We start from the raw sequence: 15361 nt of genomic DNA, 5'->3' as shown, positions 1-15361 counted from the left end.
TACTTCGAAAGATTCAGAACAACTACCGCTGACTATTGTCCCAATCGTCAGCCCCTATAATGGGCACAATTGAGTCTCGGTTATGTTTGGCCGAAAGCTTGTGTCATGATGATCCGACCGCAGGTTAGTCGTCCTCTTCCTATATGAATAGATCTTCCGCGTTGCTCCTCGCTTTTGTCTTCCTCAGCGGCTGCCAGGCCTTGGCTCCCGTTTCGCCGGACGGTACGCCGTCGGTTGAAGACACCACGCCCGCGCCTGAAAAGCCCAAGGTTTACAGCTCGTTCAGCGAGGAAACCGTTTTCAGCCTGTTGAGCGCCGAACTCGCCGGCCAGCGCAATCGTTTCGACATTGCCCTGGACAACTACGTGACCCAGGCCATCAACACCCAGGATCCGGGTGTGTCCGAGCGTGCGTTCCGTATCGCCGAATATCTGGGCGCCGATCAACCGGCCCTTGATACTGCGCTGATCTGGGCGAAAAACGCCCCGGACGACCTCGAAGCGCAACGCGCCGCCGCCGTGCAACTGGCGCGCGCCGGGCGTTATGACGACTCGATGGTCTATATGGAGAAGGTTCTGCAGGGCAAGGGCGATACTCACTTCGACTTCCTCGCGCTGTCGGCGGCAGATACCGATCAGGAAACCCGCAACGGTCTGATGAAAAGTTTTGACCGGTTGTTGCAACGCCATCCGAATAACAGCCAGTTGATCTTCGGCAAGGCCCTGCTCTTGCAGCAGGACGGCGACAACAAAGCCGCATTGACCCTGCTCGAAGACAATCCGCCGGATGACGGCGAGATCGCGCCGATTCTGCTGCGCGCACGCCTGCTGCAAATTCTCAACCGTGGCGACGAAGCACTGCCTCTGCTGCAAAAAAGCATCAAGAAGTACCCGGACGACAAACGCCTGCGCCTGACTTATGCGCGCATGCTGGTCGAACAGGATCGCATGGACGACGCCAAAGCCGAGTTCTCCAGCCTTGTGCAGCAATACCCGGAAGACGACGAACTGCGTTACTCGCTGGCATTGGTCTGCCTGGAAGCCAAGGCCTGGGATGAGGCCAAGGGTTACCTGGAAGACCTGATTGCTCGCGAAAGCCACGTCGATTCGGCGCACCTGAACCTGGGGCGCATTGCCGAAGAACGCAACGACCCGCAAGGCGCCCTTATCGAATACGCCCAGGTCGGCCCGGGCAACGACTATCTGCCGGCGCAGTTGCGTCAGGCCGATATCCTGATGAACAACGGCAAGACCGCTGAAGCGCAAAGCAAACTCGCCGCTCAACGCGACGAACAACCGGACTACGCGATTCAGTTGTACCTCATCGAATCGGAAACCCTGTCGGCCAATAAACAGGACGACAAAGCCTGGAAAGTATTGCAGCAAGCCTTGCTGCAATACCCGGACGATCTGAATCTGCTGTACACCCGGGCCATGCTCGCGGAAAAACGCAATGACCTGGCGCAAATGGAAAAAGACCTGCGCCTGATCATCAAGCGTGATCCGGACAACGCCATGGCGCTCAACGCTTTGGGCTACACCCTGTCCGACCGCACCACTCGCTACGCTGAAGCCAAAGCGCTGATCGAGCAGGCGCACCAGATCAACCCGGAAGACCCGGCCGTACTCGACAGCCTCGGCTGGGTGAATTACCGCTTGGGCAATCTGGATGACGCCGAGAAATATCTGCGTCAGGCGCTGGAGCGCTTCCCTGATCACGAAGTCGCCGCGCACCTGGGCGAAGTGTTGTGGACCAAGGGTAACCAGCGTGAAGCCAAACAAATCTGGGGCAAGTTCCTCAAGGATCAGCCCGACAGCACCATTCTGCGCAGCACCATCAAGCGCCTGACCGGATCCGAGACTCTTTAACTCATGTTTTTGCGCCACGTTATTGTTTTCAGCTTCATCGCCCTGCTCGCTGGCTGCTCGGGTTTTGGCACTCGTGAATCGGTCGAGGGCCACGGCAGTCCGGCTCAATGGGCCGCGAACAAACAACAGCTGACTGGCCTCGATGGCTGGCAGATCGACGGCAAGATCGGCATCCGCGCACCGAAAGATTCCGGTAGCGGCACGCTGTTCTGGCTGCAACGTCAGGATTACTACGACATCCGCTTGTCCGGCCCGCTGGGTCGCGGCGCCGCGCGACTGACCGGGCGTCCGGGCAAGGTCTCGCTGGAAGTCGCCAATCAGGGCCGCTATGAATCGCAGTCCCCGGAAGCCCTGCTCGAAGAACAGCTTGGCTGGAAACTGCCCGTGTCGAATCTGGCCTGGTGGGTACGTGGCCTGCCCGCTCCGGACAGCAAAAGTCGCCTGAACCTGGACGCCGACAGCCGTCTGGCCAACCTGGAACAGGATGGCTGGAAAGTCGAATACACCGCTTACACCGAACAGAACGGTTACTGGTTGCCGGAACGCATCAAGCTGCACGGCACTGACCTGGACGTAACGCTGGTGATCAAGACCTGGCAACCGCGCAAGTTGGGGCAATAACGCATGACCGCTGCACGCCTGACCCTGCCTTCGCCAGCCAAACTCAACCTGATGCTGCACATTCTCGGTCGCCGTGAAGACGGTTATCACGAGTTGCAGACGCTGTTTCAGTTTGTCGATTACGGCGATGAAATCACTTTTGCCGTGCGTGATGACGGTGTGATTCAACTGCACACCGAATTCGCTGGCGTGCCGCATGACAGCAACCTGATCGTGCGCGCGGCGAAAATGCTTCAGCAACAGTCTGGCTGTTCGCTCGGCATCGATATCTGGATTGATAAAGTGCTGCCCATGGGCGGCGGTATCGGTGGCGGCAGTTCGAATGCGGCGACGACTTTGCTCGGTCTGAACCATTTGTGGCAGTTGGGCTGGGACGAGGATCGCCTGGCCACGCTGGGTTTATCCCTGGGTGCCGACGTACCGGTTTTCGTCCGTGGCCATGCGGCTTTCGCCGAGGGTGTGGGCGAAAAACTGACCCCGGTCGATCCCGAAGAACCGTGGTATCTGGTGCTCGTGCCGCAAGTCTCTGTAAGTACGGCAGAAATTTTTTCAGATCCTTTGTTGACACGTAACACGCCGCCCATTAAAGTGCGCCCCGTTCCCGAGGGAAACAGTCGAAATGACTGCTTGCCGGTGGTTGCAAGGCGTTATCCAGAAGTACGTAACGCATTGGATTTGTTAGGTAAATTTACCGAAGCAAAGCTCACCGGAACTGGAAGTTGTGTGTTTGGGGGCTTCCCAAGCAAAGCTGAAGCTGATAAAGTCTCGGCCCTTCTGACAGAGACCCTTACAGGGTTTGTAGCCAAAGGCAGCAACGTTTCGATGTTGCACCGCAAGTTGCAAAGTCTGCTCTAAAGGAACCAAGTGCTCGGCACTTGATGCAACAGATACAGGGGCGTCGCCAAGCGGTAAGGCAGCAGGTTTTGATCCTGCCATGCGTTGGTTCGAATCCAGCCGCCCCTGCCATTTTCTATACTCATCCAGGTTACCCTCAGCCTCTAGGTACTGCGCGTGTCCAAGATGATGGTCTTTACGGGGAACGCTAACCCCGATCTGGCTCGGCGTGTTGTACGTCAGCTGCATATCCCTCTCGGTGACATCTCTGTCGGTAAGTTCTCCGACGGCGAAATTACTGCCGAGATCAATGAAAACGTTCGCGGTAAAGACGTTTTCATTATTCAGCCGACTTGCGCTCCGACCAACGATAACCTGATGGAACTGGTAGTGATGGCTGATGCCTTCCGCCGCTCCTCGGCTACTCGTATCACTGCTGTTATTCCTTATTTTGGTTATGCCCGTCAGGATCGCCGTCCGCGTTCCGCACGTGTGGCTATCAGCGCGAAAGTCGTTGCTGACATGCTTACCGTAGTCGGCATCGACCGTGTTCTCACGGTTGATCTGCATGCTGACCAGATTCAGGGTTTCTTCGATATTCCGGTAGATAACATCTACGGCTCCCCGGTTCTGGTGGATGACATTGAAGATCAGCGCTTCGAAAACCTGATGATCGTGTCCCCGGACATTGGCGGCGTCGTGCGTGCACGTGCTGTTGCCAAATCCCTGGGCGTGGACCTCGGGATCATCGACAAACGCCGTGAGAAAGCCAATCACTCTGAAGTGATGCATATCATCGGTGATGTCGAAGGGCGTACCTGTATTCTGGTTGATGACATGGTCGATACCGCCGGCACTCTGTGCCACGCGGCCAAGGCCTTGAAAGAGCATGGCGCAGCCAAGGTCTTTGCCTACTGCACACACCCTGTGCTGTCGGGTCGGGCCATCGAGAATATCGAAAATTCCGTGCTGGACGAGTTGGTGGTAACTAACACCATCCCGCTGTCCGCTGCAGCACAGGCCTGTGCACGTATCCGTCAACTGGATATCGCACCGGTTGTTGCCGAAGCGGTTCGCCGCATCAGCAATGAAGAATCGATCAGCGCGATGTTCCGTTAAGGGCCCTGCCCTTCGCGAAATGTCCCGTTGACGAAAAGCGCCCCGCCCCGGCATTCCTGCCGGGGCGGGGCTTTTTTGCCCATACCGTGTTTGGCGCTGGTCGCAAACGCCACTCCGGTCATGGCTATTTTGGAGATACAAAATGAACGATTTTACTCTGAATGCTGAAGTGCGTTCCGACCTGGGGAAAGGTGCGAGCCGCCGCCTGCGTCGTCTCGCCGCTCTGGTTCCAGCTGTTGTTTACGGTGGCGAAAAAGCCCCTGAATCCATCAGCATGCTGGCCAAAGAAGTTGCCAAACTGCTCGAAAACGAAGCGGCTTACAGCCACGTTATCGAACTGAACGTTGGCGGCAAAAAGCAGAACGTCATCATCAAAGCTCTGCAACGTCACCCGTCCAAGGGTCACGTTCTGCACGCTGACTTCGTACGCGTCGTAGCCGGTCAGAAACTGACCGCTATCGTGCCTGTGCACTTTGTCGGTGAAGAAGCTCCGGTCAAGAAAGGCGGCGAGATCTCGCACGTCCTGAACGAAATCGAAGTAACTTGCCTGCCGAAAGATCTGCCTGAGTTCATCGAAGTCGACCTGTCGGCTCTGGAAATCGGCGCAATCGTCCACCTGTCCGACCTCAAAGCCCCTAAAGGCGTTGAGTTCGTTGCACTGGCTCACGGTGACGACAAAGCTGTTGCAAACGTACACGCTCCACGCGTTGCTCCAGAAGCTACCGAAGAAGGCGCAGCAGAGTAATTCACTCTGTTCAGCCTGAGTGAGCAAGTAACATCGCGGACTGGAACGTAGCGAGAAAGCGGGCGAGAACGCGGAGTTTACATCCATGGTAAATGAGCATTTTTCGTCCACTTTCGCCGCTTTCCCTGATCGCGGCGATGTTACTCACCACTCAAAGGAAGGGCCCCTATCGTGACTGCCATCAAACTGATCGTTGGCCTGGGAAATCCAGGCGCCGAATACGACCAGACCCGGCATAACGCAGGGGCCCTTTTTGTTGAGCGCATCGCCCACGCACAGAATGTGAATCTTGTGGCCGATCGCAAATATTTTGGCCTGACCGGGCGCTATTCGCATCAGGGTCAGGATGTTCGTCTGCTGATTCCCACCACTTACATGAACCGCAGCGGCCAGGCCGTGGCGGCACTCGCCGGATTCTTCCGCATCAAGCCTGAAGAAATCCTCGTGGCGCATGACGAACTCGACTTGCCTCCGGGCGTTGCCAAGCTCAAGCAGGGCGGCGGCCATGGCGGTCACAACGGGTTGCGCGACATCATTGCGCAACTGGGCAATCAGAATACGTTCTACCGCCTGCGGCTTGGCATTGGCCACCCGGGCGTCGCCAGTATGGTTTCAAATTTCGTCCTGGGTCGTGCGCCACGCGCCGAACAGGAAAAACTCGATGCCAGCATCGACTTTGCCCTCGGCGTGCTGCCGGATATCCTCGCCGGTGAATGGAACCGCGCGATGAAAAACCTGCACAGCCAGAAGGCCTGACTCTACTCCGAGGGGAAACACCATGGGATTCAATTGCGGCATCGTCGGCCTGCCTAACGTCGGCAAGTCCACCCTGTTCAACGCCCTGACCAAATCCGGTATCGCGGCCGAGAACTTCCCCTTCTGCACCATCGAGCCGAACAGCGGCATCGTGCCGATGCCGGATCCGCGTCTGGAAGCCCTGGCGGCCATCGTCAATCCGAAGCGCATCCTGCCGACCACCATGGAATTCGTCGACATCGCGGGCCTGGTAGCCGGCGCCTCGAAAGGTGAAGGCCTGGGCAACAAGTTCCTCGCCAACATCCGCGAAACCGACGCGATCGCTCACGTCGTGCGCTGCTTCGAAGACGAAAACGTGATCCACGTTTCCAACAGCGTCGACCCGAAGCGCGATATCGAAATCATCGACCTGGAACTGATCTTCGCCGACCTCGACAGCTGCGAGAAACAACTGCAAAAAGTCGCGCGCAATGCCAAGGGCGGTGACAAGGACGCAGTCGTTCAGAAAGCTCTGCTGGAGCAATTGATCGCGCACTTCACCGAAGCCAAGCCGGCGCGCAGCCTGATGAAGAACATGAGCGCCGACGAAAAAGCGGTGATCAAGGGCTTTCACCTGCTGACCACCAAACCGGTCATGTACATCGCCAACGTCGCTGAAGACGGTTTCGAGAACAACCCGCACCTGGACGTGGTTCGCGCCATCGCCGAAGAAGAAGGCGCCATGGTTGTTCCGGTCTGCAACAAGATCGAAGCAGAAATCGCCGAGCTCGATGACGGTGAAGAGAAGGACATGTTCCTCGAGGCCCTGGGCCTGGAAGAGCCTGGCCTGAACCGCGTGATCCGCGCCGGCTACGAAATGCTGCACCTGCAGACCTACTTCACCGCCGGTGTCGAAGAAGTCCGCGCCTGGACCGTCAAAGTCGGTGCCACCGCACCACAAGCTGCTGGCGTGATCCACACCGACTTCGAGAAAGGCTTCATCCGCGCCGAAGTGATCGCCTACAACGACTTCATCCAGTACAAGGGCGAAGCCGGTACCAAAGAAGCCGGTAAATGGCGTCTGGAAGGCAAGGATTACATCGTCAAGGACGGTGACGTAATGCACTTCCGCTTCAACGTGTAAGCGTTGCGCCCAAGAAAAAGCCGCGTTTGATACGCGGCTTTTTTGTGCCTGAAATATTTTCCGCCGCACCACCAACCCCGTGTAGGAGTGAGCCTGCTCGCGATAGCGTTCTATCAGCTACAGATGTGCTGACTGACACACCGCTATCGCGAGCAGGCTCACTCCTACAATGGGAAATGTGTGAATCAGGCCTTTTTGGTGCGCGGCAAGAAGATCGCCAACACCCCAAACAACGGCAAGAACGAGCACAGGAAATACACGTACTCGATCCCGTGCACATCCGCCAGATGCCCCAGCAGCGCCGCGCCAATCCCGCCAAAACCAAACATCAAACCGAAGAACACCCCGGCAATCATCCCGACATTGCCCGGCACCAGTTCCTGCGCGTACACCACAATCGCCGAGAACGCCGAGGCCAGAATGAAGCCGATCACCACGCTGAGGACGCTGGTCCAGAACAGATCGACGTGAGGCATCAGCAGCGTGAACGGTGCCACGCCGAGGATCGAAAACCAGATCACCGCTTTACGGCCGATCTTGTCACCGATCGGCCCGCCGAAGAACGTCCCCGCCGCCACTGCACCGAGGAACAGGAACAGGTGCAACTGCGAACTGGCCACCGACAGGTCGAACTTCTCGATCAGGTAGAACGTGAAGTAACTGGTCAGACTGGCCATGTAGAAATACTTCGAAAACACCAACAGCCCCAACACCACCAACGCACTGGTCACCCTGCCCTTCGACAGCCCGTGAGTCGCGGCCTGACCGGCCTTGAGCTTGAACAGGTTCAAGTGATGGGCATACCAGCGACTGATGCGGTACAGCACGAACAGCGCAAACACTGCGAACAAGCCGAACCACGCCACATTGGCTTGACCGAACGGAATGATGATCGCCGCCGCCAGCAACGGGCCGAACGCGGAACCGGCGTTACCGCCCACCTGGAAAGTCGATTGCGCCAGACCAAAGCGTCCGCCCGAGGCCAGCCGGGCAATCCGCGAGGCTTCAGGGTGGAACGTCGAGGAACCAATACCGATCAGCGCCGCCGCCAGTAGAATCAACGGGAAACTGCCGACCATCGACATCATCACGATGCCAATCAGCGTACAGATCGAACCGGCCGGCAACAGCCACGGTTTCGGGTGCCGATCGGTGTGGTAACCGACCCACGGCTGCAAGAGCGAGGCGGTCAGTTGAAAGGTCAGGGTGATCAGGCCGACCTGAGTAAACGTCAGGCCGTAATTGGCCTTGAGCATCGGATAGATCGATGGCAAAACCGACTGAATCAGGTCGTTGATCAAATGCGCCAGCGCCACTGCGCCGATGATACGCATCACCAAAGGACTGCTTTGCGGAGCAGCGGGCGCCGAGGCAGCGGCGTTCTGAACGTTGCTGATAGCCATGGAAGTTTCCGGACAGCAGATGGGTGCACACAGGCAGGTGCGTCAATGTGCCATTTTTCAGTGCGTCAGCGCCATCCCCTTAGCCAGCTAACTAACTGACTGACCGTCGACAGCAAGGTGATAGCGCAACGCCATGGTCTGAATCTTGCCTTGCTCTATCCCTTGAACGCGGCGTCCTTACAAAGGGCACCGACAATGGGAAGTTTCGCTACAGAGCCGGCCTACAGAGCGGGCGAGAGTGAACTTTCGAGGCCTTTTAGCAGGGCACAACATCCAGGTCGCACGACCGCGATGCACGCCATTGGTGCGTGGTGTCCAGAGGAGTCATGGGGCATGCAGGCTTTCCTTTCACCGGGGATCAAATTGCTGGGGCGGTTTGGCTTCGCAGGTAAATTCCAGTTGTTGTTTCTGCTGTTCATTCTGCCGCTGGCGGGTAGCCTGTTGATGATCGGCCAGGACTATCGCGACAAACTCAATCTGATTTCCGGCGAACGTGCCGGTGTGCGCCAGTTGCTCGCGCTGGATGCGCTGGACAACCTGCTCGCCGCCCAACGTGACCGCGCTGCCCGTTGGCGCGCCACCGAAACCAATCGCCAACCAACACCTGCCACGCTCGCCGCCATGAGCGCGTTCGACGCAGTGCAACCGGCAGTTCTGCAAGCCACCACAGATTTGGGCAACGCGTTGAAAAACGAAGGTGCCGAAGGCGAAACCCTCACCCGCTTTCAAGCGCTGCAAACTGCATTGAACGGTCTGGATTCGAAAAGCCTCAGCGGTGTCGGTTGGTGGCCGGACGGTTACGACCGCTTCACCAACGCCCTCAGCGCCCTGCAAGCGTTGCGCGAGCAGATCGTCATGGACAACCGCCTGACCCTCGCGCCGTGGCTGGAAACCTACCTGCTGACGCAAATCTCCACGCAGCACGCGCCGGACCTGATCGAACGCGTCGGCCGCCTCGCTGCGGTCGGTCAGGCCTCGGTCGTCTCTGGCCAATTCACCCTGCAAAGCCGTTTGCAGTTGCGCGATCTGCGCAGCCGCATCGGCGATGCCCGCGAGCAACTGGTCAAAACCGCCACGCTGCTCGAAGCACGCCTGCCGAAAGATCAGCAGAACTGGGCCAGCCAATATCATGACAGCCTGAAACGACTTGATAGCGGCCTGAAGGTGCTGGATGACGGCGTGTTCGGCGGCAGCATCACGCTCAAACCGGACGACTTTGAACGCAACCTCGATGCCCTGCTGACCGACCTCGCCGCCCTGCGCCAGCAGTCGCTGGTGTCGCTGGACCAACGACTGGATGCCTACCACAGCTCGGCGATCCGTCAGTTCATTATCGTTGCAGCCATTTTCGGCTGCCTGCTGCTCGCGGCGCTGTATCTGTTTATCTGCCTGCAAGCCTCGATCCGCCGCAGCGCCAGCGGCATCACCCTGCTCGCTGAGGCCCTGCGCGATGGCAACCTCAGTCTGCAAGTGCCCGTCGTGGGCCGAGATGAATTGGCGGCGATCAGCACCGCACTCAACGTTGCCGTGGTGCAACTGCGCACGAGCATGCTCGGCGTTGATCACGAAACCTCACAACTGAGTCACGCCGTGCGCAGCCTCAACGAGCACTCCAGTGGCGCCCTTGGTGAAGTCGAGGCGCAGCAGTTGCAGATCAGCCAGATCGCCGCAGCTGCCACGCAGCTGGCCGCGACGTCGCAAGGCGTGGCGCAGAGTTGCGAACAGGCCTCCGGCAGCGCCCAGCACACCCGGCGCATCGCCGCCGACAGCAGCCGTGACAGCCAGCGCACCACGGCGAGTATTCAGCAGCTCAATCAGCGTTTGAATGAAACGGCTGCGGCGTTGGGTCGGGTCAGCGAGCAAGGTCAGCAGATTCAATTGGTGGTCGACACCATTCGCGGTGTTGCCGAACAGACCAATTTGCTCGCGCTCAACGCAGCTATCGAAGCCGCACGCGCGGGTGAACAAGGTCGCGGTTTTGCCGTGGTCGCCGACGAAGTGCGCAGCCTGTCACAGCGCACACAATCTTCGACAGCGCAGATTGCCGGCACCGTCGACAGCCTGCGCGCGACGGTCAACGAAGCCGTGAGCCTGATGGAAGCTGCATGCGGCCAGGCGCAAACCGATGCCGAGTCGGTGACCGGTCTCGGTGAACGCCTGGGCGAAATCGCCAGCGCCGTGCAGAGCGTCACCGACACCTTGGCGCAGATCGCCACAGCGGTTGAAGAGCAAGCGAGTACCGCAGATGAAGTCAGCGGCAATATTCAGCAGGTCGATCAGGCAGCCGTGCGTTTGCTTGAAGGCGCACGGGCGGTGAACCTCGCAGCGGACACCCTGAGTCAGGGCAGCCATGCCTTGAGCGCCAATACGGCAAGATTTCAGCTGCGTTGAGGCCCTGCCCGGCCCGGATTTTCCGGGCTGGAGGATAAGCGGTTGAAAATAAGAAGAAATATTTTAAATTTACGCTTGACGCTTTTCCATTTCAGGGGAATAATGCGCGCCACTTGGCTACATAGCTCAGTTGGTTAGAGCATAGCATTCATAATGCTGGGGTCCGGGGTTCAAGTCCCTGTGTAGCCACCAAGTACTAAAAACGGCTTACCGAAAGGTAGGCCGTTTTTTTATGCCTCGAGAAAAGTCTCGGTAATCTGTCACTTCAAAATATCCTTCTCTTCGTTGCTCGCTTTGGTCGCTGCCTGTGCGATCAGGGCGTCAAGCATCTGCGCAATAACCTTCTGCTGGACCTTCGAAAGTTCATTGATGGACTGCAGCCGTCGATACCACGTCGAGGTCAAGCTGCGTCTGGGCGTCTCCGTGTACGAGGGAACCCCGAGCAGGTCTTCAACAGGCACGCGCAGCGCAAATGCCATCTTCACCAGCGTCGTGACCGGCATGCTGCGCGTGCCCTCCTCGTAGCCCTGAAAGGTTTGCCGGGAAAGACCTAAAGCCCGTGCAAACCGCGTCTGTGTGATCTCGTGCACTGTGCGTAAGTGAGCAATGCGACTGCCCATCGCCACCAGAAAATCGCGGTCCTCATTGGAAACACTCATGACAATGGCCGACTGAAAATAGAATTGAATGGCAACGGACTTATCCCTTTCATCTGAAATCCATCCTGGAAAAAACAACAGAAAACATCCTCAGGTAAAGGCGCGTAAGTTGTCGACCTGAAAAGTCTGTAGGAGAAATGCAGAGCAACCGCCAAGCTGGAGCGAAGTACTACAGGCGCGAAATGCCTTTTCATTCGACTGAATCGGTACCGAGCGATCAGGTTGAAAAAACGCTGTAGGAAACGGGTTCGATCCAGGTATGAATTAGATCGCGCACCACAAATACAAAAAACGGCTTACCGCAAAGTGAGCCGTTTTTTGTGCCTGTGAGGAAAGTGCCGACAGCAAAGAGACTGATGATTTATTGCGAGCAGTTTTCCAACGCCGACAACCCTTTCACCCAGATCTGCCGCGTGCGCAAACCGACCATTGCACGCCAATCCGGATCAGCCGGATAGAACTGCTCCAGCAGATTCAACTTGATCGCCCGCCCCGTGGCATCCAGCGGATCACCATACAAATGCAGCCAATGGTCATCGCGCAGATGCCGATGCACATCCGGCCCCGGATACGTCCCGCACTCGATCACGAACGGCATCAACTGCACGTCCGGTAAAGCATTGAGCAACGCCTGCGAGGTGTACCCGGTAGCCGTCGCCGCGACACCGGTTTCGCTCAAGGTGTCGGCGCCGGTGTGCAGGGTGTAAAGCCATGGGCCATAAATTGCCTGGGCCTGCGCGAGTGCCGGGTAAGGCGCCTGGGTGATGGTCAGCAACATCGGATGGCCGTATTCGCCAGCGCCGGTGTGCAGGTCGAAACACATCACGGTTTCAGCGCCAGCCAGATGCTTTTCGATGATTTGATGCAAAGTGCGATTCGACCAGCTCGGCGCACGACCACCGTAAAACAGTCCGTCGGGATGGCTGTGCTGGCCGCCCTCGACAATCGACATCACCGCCGGCCAGCCGTGTTCGTTGATCTGCGCATCGAGCAAGGCATCCGCGCGTTGGCGCTCGGGGCCGCGCAAATCGGTGCAGGCGTAGATTTCATGCAGTGCGGCGTACGCGCGGTTATCCGGTAGCGGCCCGGTGAAATCCAGGTGATTGCGGTTGAGGTCGATGTTGTCTTCGTTGACCCGGCGCAACCACGCAGTGCCCCATGGGTTGATCAGGTGCACCATGACCACCGCGACATCCTTGGGCAGTGAGCCGGGTTCGAAGGTTTTCAGCCAATCGATCTGACAGTCCGAGCCGTAATAGCCCTCGACGCCGTGCGTACCGCTGAGCGCTACCAGACGACGTTTTGCCTGCGGATCGCCGAGCACGGCGACGTCGGTACTCAGGGGTTCGCCGAATGGCCCGCAACGCGGATGGGCGTACGAGGTGAGCGTGGCGCCGGCAGCATTGGCGGCGGCGATGAACTGTTCGCGTTGATCGCGGTAGCTGGATTCGGTGGGGAACTCGCTGTGCATGTTCGGCCTCTTGTGATTTTTATGCCATTACCTGTAGGAGTGAGCCTGCTCGCGATAGCGGTGGTTCAGTCAACACTGATGTTGGCCGTAATGACGCTATCGCGAGCAGGCTCACTCCTACAGGGGATGTTGGTGGTCCATAAATTTGCGATTGACCCTAGCGAACATCCGCCCTGAAAAGAAAGACAAAAATGCCCATCGGTTTGCGTCGCGACCGAGCGGTCGATAAAGTCCCTCAGACTTTTATCCCACGGACGGAGAGCCCGCGTGTTTTCAGCCTTGCCCTTGAGACGCTTTCGCCTGCCAGCCCTGACGCTGATCATCAGCGCCCTGACCCTCACCGCATGCAACGCCCCGCCCTCCTCGACCTTGCCGCTGGCACCGGAAGCTGCTTCCGGTTTCCGCACCGATCTGCAAACCCGTCACGCCAGCCAACACATGGCCGCCGCTGCCAATCCCTTGGCTGCGGAAGCCGGGCGCGAGATGCTGCGTCAGGGCGGTTCGGCGATTGATGCGGCGATTGCGATGCAAGCGGTGTTGACCCTGGTTGAGCCGCAATCTTCCGGGATCGGCGGCGGCGCAATGATCGTGTTGTGGGATGGCAAACAGGTGCGCACGTATGACGGCCGCGAAACCGCGCCGGCCGGCGCCACCGAGAAGCTGTTCTTGCGCGCCGATGGGCAACCGATGTCGTTCCCGCAGGCGCAGATCGGCGGTCGCTCGGTCGGCACGCCGGGCGTGTTGCGCGCACTGGAGATGGCGCATCAACAACACGGTCGCCTGCCGTGGGCGAAGCTGTTTGATCCAGCGATCAAACTGTCCGAGCAAGGCTTTGCGATCTCTGCGCGTTTGCACTCGCTGCTGGAATCAGATCCAGTCATCCGCCAGTCGCCTGATATGGCCAAGTATTTCCTCAACGCCGATGGCAGCGTCAAAGCCGTCGGCACACGTCTGCAAAACCCGGCGCTGGCAACAGTGCTCAAACGCATCGCCAGCGAAGGCGCGGACGCGCTGTACAAAGGCCCGATCGCCGAAGAAATCGTCGCCAAGGTGCAGGGCCACGCCAACCCCGGCAGCCTGTCGTTGAACGATCTGCAGCGCTATCAGGCCAAGGAACGTGCGCCGCTGTGCACCGATTACAAGCGCTGGCAGGTCTGCGGCATGCCGCCACCGTCGTCGGGCGGCATCGCCGTGGCGCAGATTCTCGGCACATTGCAGGCGCTGGAAACTCGCGACCCACGTCTTTCCCTGACGCCACTGAAACCGCAGAAGACCGATAAACCGGCCGGGATCGAACCGGATCCGCAAGCCGTGCATCTGATCGCCGAAGCCGAACGTCTGGCCTACGCCGACCGCGCGCAATACGTCGCCGACACCGACTTCGTGCCGGTGCCGGTCAAAGGCCTGGTCGATCCCGGATATCTCGCCAGCCGCGCCAGCCTGATCGGCGAACGCAGCATGGGCAGCGCCAAACCGGGCACGCCACCGGGTGTGCAGGTTGCCTACGCCCCGGACCGTTCGCCGCTGCGCATCTCCACCTCGCAAGTGGTCGCGGTGGATGACCTCGGCGGCGCCGTGTCGATGACCACCACCATCGAAGCCGCGTTCGGTTCGCACCTGATGGTTCAGGGCTTCTTGCTGAACAATCAGATGACCGACTTCTCGTTCATCCCCGAAGAGAACGGCCAGAAAGTTGCCAACCGCGTCGAATCTGGCAAACGTCCGCGCTCGTCGATGGCGCCAACGCTGATCTTTGATCGCCACAGCGGCGAATTCGTCGCCACGGTCGGCTCGCCCGGCGGTTCGCAAATCATCGAATACGTGGCGAAAACCACCGTCGGCCTGCTCGACTGGAACCTCGACCCGCAAAGCGCCATCAGCCTGCCCAACTTCGGCAGCCGCAACGGCCCGACCGAACTGGAACAAGGCCAGTTCAGCCCGGCGCTGATTCAGGTACTGAAAGACAAAGGGCATGCGGTCAATGAAATCGACATGACCAGCGGCACCCAGGCCATCGTGCGGGTCAAGGATGCACAGGGGAAAGCGTCGTTGGAGGGTGGCGCGGATCCACGGCGTGAAGGGGAAGCGTTGGGGGATTGAGGGTAGTACGCAAAGAGAAAAGGCTTACCGTGAGGTAGGCCTTTTGCTTAGCACACCGCGTATTTCAAATCGGGATGTTTAAAAGCTGCGAGGCAAACAGAGAACCGTCCCACAAGGTTTTCAGGTTGTCCGTCGGACGTCAGCTCTCTAGCCTGTACTCGTCGCTGCCAATTCAGTGACCGGGATTGGAAACCCCGAGTAGAACCGAGCGCACAAGCGCCTTTCATAACGTATCCTTGCGCACCTTCATGGTGTGCACTCCGTTATGGCG

The 15361-nt window shown here is 58.6% G+C and carries 12 protein-coding genes and 2 tRNA genes; 11 read left to right on the top strand and 3 right to left on the bottom strand.

From position 1 onward, the window contains the following. The first annotated feature begins 143 nt into the window (after window positions 1–143). From GTU76_RS25905 to ychF, 8 genes are all read left to right on the top strand, one after another. Window positions 144–1868: a tetratricopeptide repeat protein gene (locus tag GTU76_RS25905; protein WP_180699933.1), complete on the top strand. Its 1725-nt coding sequence runs from the start codon at window positions 144–146 to the stop codon at window positions 1866–1868. A 3-nt stretch (window positions 1869–1871) separates the two neighbouring features. Next, window positions 1872–2489: a lipoprotein insertase outer membrane protein LolB gene (gene lolB / locus GTU76_RS25900; protein WP_016987219.1), complete on the top strand. Its 618-nt coding sequence runs from the start codon at window positions 1872–1874 to the stop codon at window positions 2487–2489. Between the two features lie 3 nt (window positions 2490–2492). Beyond that, window positions 2493–3344, top strand: a complete 852-nt coding sequence (gene ispE, locus GTU76_RS25895; protein WP_016987220.1) for a 4-(cytidine 5'-diphospho)-2-C-methyl-D-erythritol kinase — start codon at window positions 2493–2495, stop codon at window positions 3342–3344. Window positions 3345–3380: 36 nt separating this feature from the next. After that, window positions 3381–3455, top strand: a tRNA-Gln gene (locus GTU76_RS25890). Between the two features lie 45 nt (window positions 3456–3500). Continuing rightward, window positions 3501–4442 carry a ribose-phosphate pyrophosphokinase gene (locus tag GTU76_RS25885; protein ID WP_003171603.1) on the top strand — a complete coding sequence of 314 codons (942 nt, stop codon included), beginning with the start codon at window positions 3501–3503 and terminating at the stop codon, window positions 4440–4442. Between the two features lie 142 nt (window positions 4443–4584). Then, complete coding sequence (locus GTU76_RS25880; RefSeq protein ID WP_016987221.1) at window positions 4585–5187, top strand: 50S ribosomal protein L25/general stress protein Ctc; 603 nt, start codon at window positions 4585–4587, stop codon at window positions 5185–5187. Between the two features lie 171 nt (window positions 5188–5358). After that, window positions 5359–5943 carry an aminoacyl-tRNA hydrolase gene (gene pth, locus GTU76_RS25875; protein WP_008079560.1) on the top strand — a complete coding sequence of 195 codons (585 nt, stop codon included), beginning with the start codon at window positions 5359–5361 and terminating at the stop codon, window positions 5941–5943. Window positions 5944–5965: 22 nt separating this feature from the next. Beyond that, window positions 5966–7066 carry a redox-regulated ATPase YchF gene (gene ychF, locus GTU76_RS25870; RefSeq protein WP_007912904.1) on the top strand — a complete coding sequence of 367 codons (1101 nt, stop codon included), beginning with the start codon at window positions 5966–5968 and terminating at the stop codon, window positions 7064–7066. 185 nt (window positions 7067–7251) lie between these two features. On the opposite strand, the gene GTU76_RS25865 is transcribed toward ychF, so the two are convergent. Then, window positions 7252–8469 (bottom strand): MFS transporter, encoded by a 1218-nt coding sequence (locus GTU76_RS25865; RefSeq protein ID WP_180699932.1) that lies wholly within the window; start codon window positions 8467–8469, stop codon window positions 7252–7254. A 333-nt stretch (window positions 8470–8802) separates the two neighbouring features. On the opposite strand from GTU76_RS25865, the gene GTU76_RS25860 reads away from it, so the two are divergent. Both GTU76_RS25860 and GTU76_RS25855 read left to right on the top strand, forming a co-directional pair. Then, complete coding sequence (locus GTU76_RS25860) at window positions 8803–10860, top strand: methyl-accepting chemotaxis protein (RefSeq protein ID WP_180699931.1); 2058 nt, start codon at window positions 8803–8805, stop codon at window positions 10858–10860. Between the two features lie 115 nt (window positions 10861–10975). Next, a tRNA-Met gene (locus GTU76_RS25855) sits at window positions 10976–11052 on the top strand. A 68-nt stretch (window positions 11053–11120) separates the two neighbouring features. On the opposite strand, the gene GTU76_RS25850 is transcribed toward GTU76_RS25855, so the two are convergent. Together GTU76_RS25850 and GTU76_RS25845 are read right to left on the bottom strand one after the other, a co-directional pair. Beyond that, entirely contained in the window at window positions 11121–11597 is a 477-nt protein-coding gene (locus tag GTU76_RS25850; RefSeq protein WP_016985650.1) for a helix-turn-helix domain-containing protein, read from the bottom strand. Window positions 11598–11880: 283 nt separating this feature from the next. Continuing rightward, the gene (locus GTU76_RS25845) at window positions 11881–12990 is read right to left on the bottom strand and encodes a DUF2817 domain-containing protein (protein WP_016985649.1); all 1110 of its coding nucleotides are present in this window, start codon (window positions 12988–12990) and stop codon (window positions 11881–11883) included. 267 nt (window positions 12991–13257) lie between these two features. Here GTU76_RS25845 and ggt point away from each other — a divergent pair, with 267 nt between their 5' ends. Next, window positions 13258–15090, top strand: coding sequence for a gamma-glutamyltransferase (gene ggt, locus GTU76_RS25840; protein WP_180699930.1), 1833 nt, complete (start codon window positions 13258–13260; stop codon window positions 15088–15090). Window positions 15091–15361: the final 271 nt, after the last annotated feature.

This window comes from Pseudomonas crudilactis (assembly GCF_013433315.1).
In the GTDB taxonomy this organism is placed as follows: Bacteria; Pseudomonadota; Gammaproteobacteria; order Pseudomonadales; family Pseudomonadaceae; genus Aquipseudomonas; species Aquipseudomonas crudilactis.
This window is presented reverse-complemented; position numbering and strand designations above follow the sequence as displayed.

Excerpts from the sequence above, each read along its gene's own strand:
- lolB (WP_016987219.1), top strand. The coding sequence starts at position 1,872 with ATGTTTTTGCGCCACGTTATTGTTTTCAGCTTCATCGCCCTGCTCGCT.
- GTU76_RS25860 (WP_180699931.1), top strand. The coding sequence starts at position 8,803 with ATGCAGGCTTTCCTTTCACCGGGGATCAAATTGCTGGGGCGGTTTGGC.
- ispE (WP_016987220.1), top strand. The coding sequence starts at position 2,493 with ATGACCGCTGCACGCCTGACCCTGCCTTCGCCAGCCAAACTCAACCTG.
- GTU76_RS25905 (WP_180699933.1), top strand. The coding sequence starts at position 144 with ATGAATAGATCTTCCGCGTTGCTCCTCGCTTTTGTCTTCCTCAGCGGC.
- GTU76_RS25880 (WP_016987221.1), top strand. The coding sequence starts at position 4,585 with ATGAACGATTTTACTCTGAATGCTGAAGTGCGTTCCGACCTGGGGAAA.
- GTU76_RS25865 (WP_180699932.1), bottom strand. The coding sequence starts at position 8,469 with ATGGCTATCAGCAACGTTCAGAACGCCGCTGCCTCGGCGCCCGCTGCT.
- ychF (WP_007912904.1), top strand. The coding sequence starts at position 5,966 with ATGGGATTCAATTGCGGCATCGTCGGCCTGCCTAACGTCGGCAAGTCC.
- GTU76_RS25845 (WP_016985649.1), bottom strand. The coding sequence starts at position 12,990 with ATGCACAGCGAGTTCCCCACCGAATCCAGCTACCGCGATCAACGCGAA.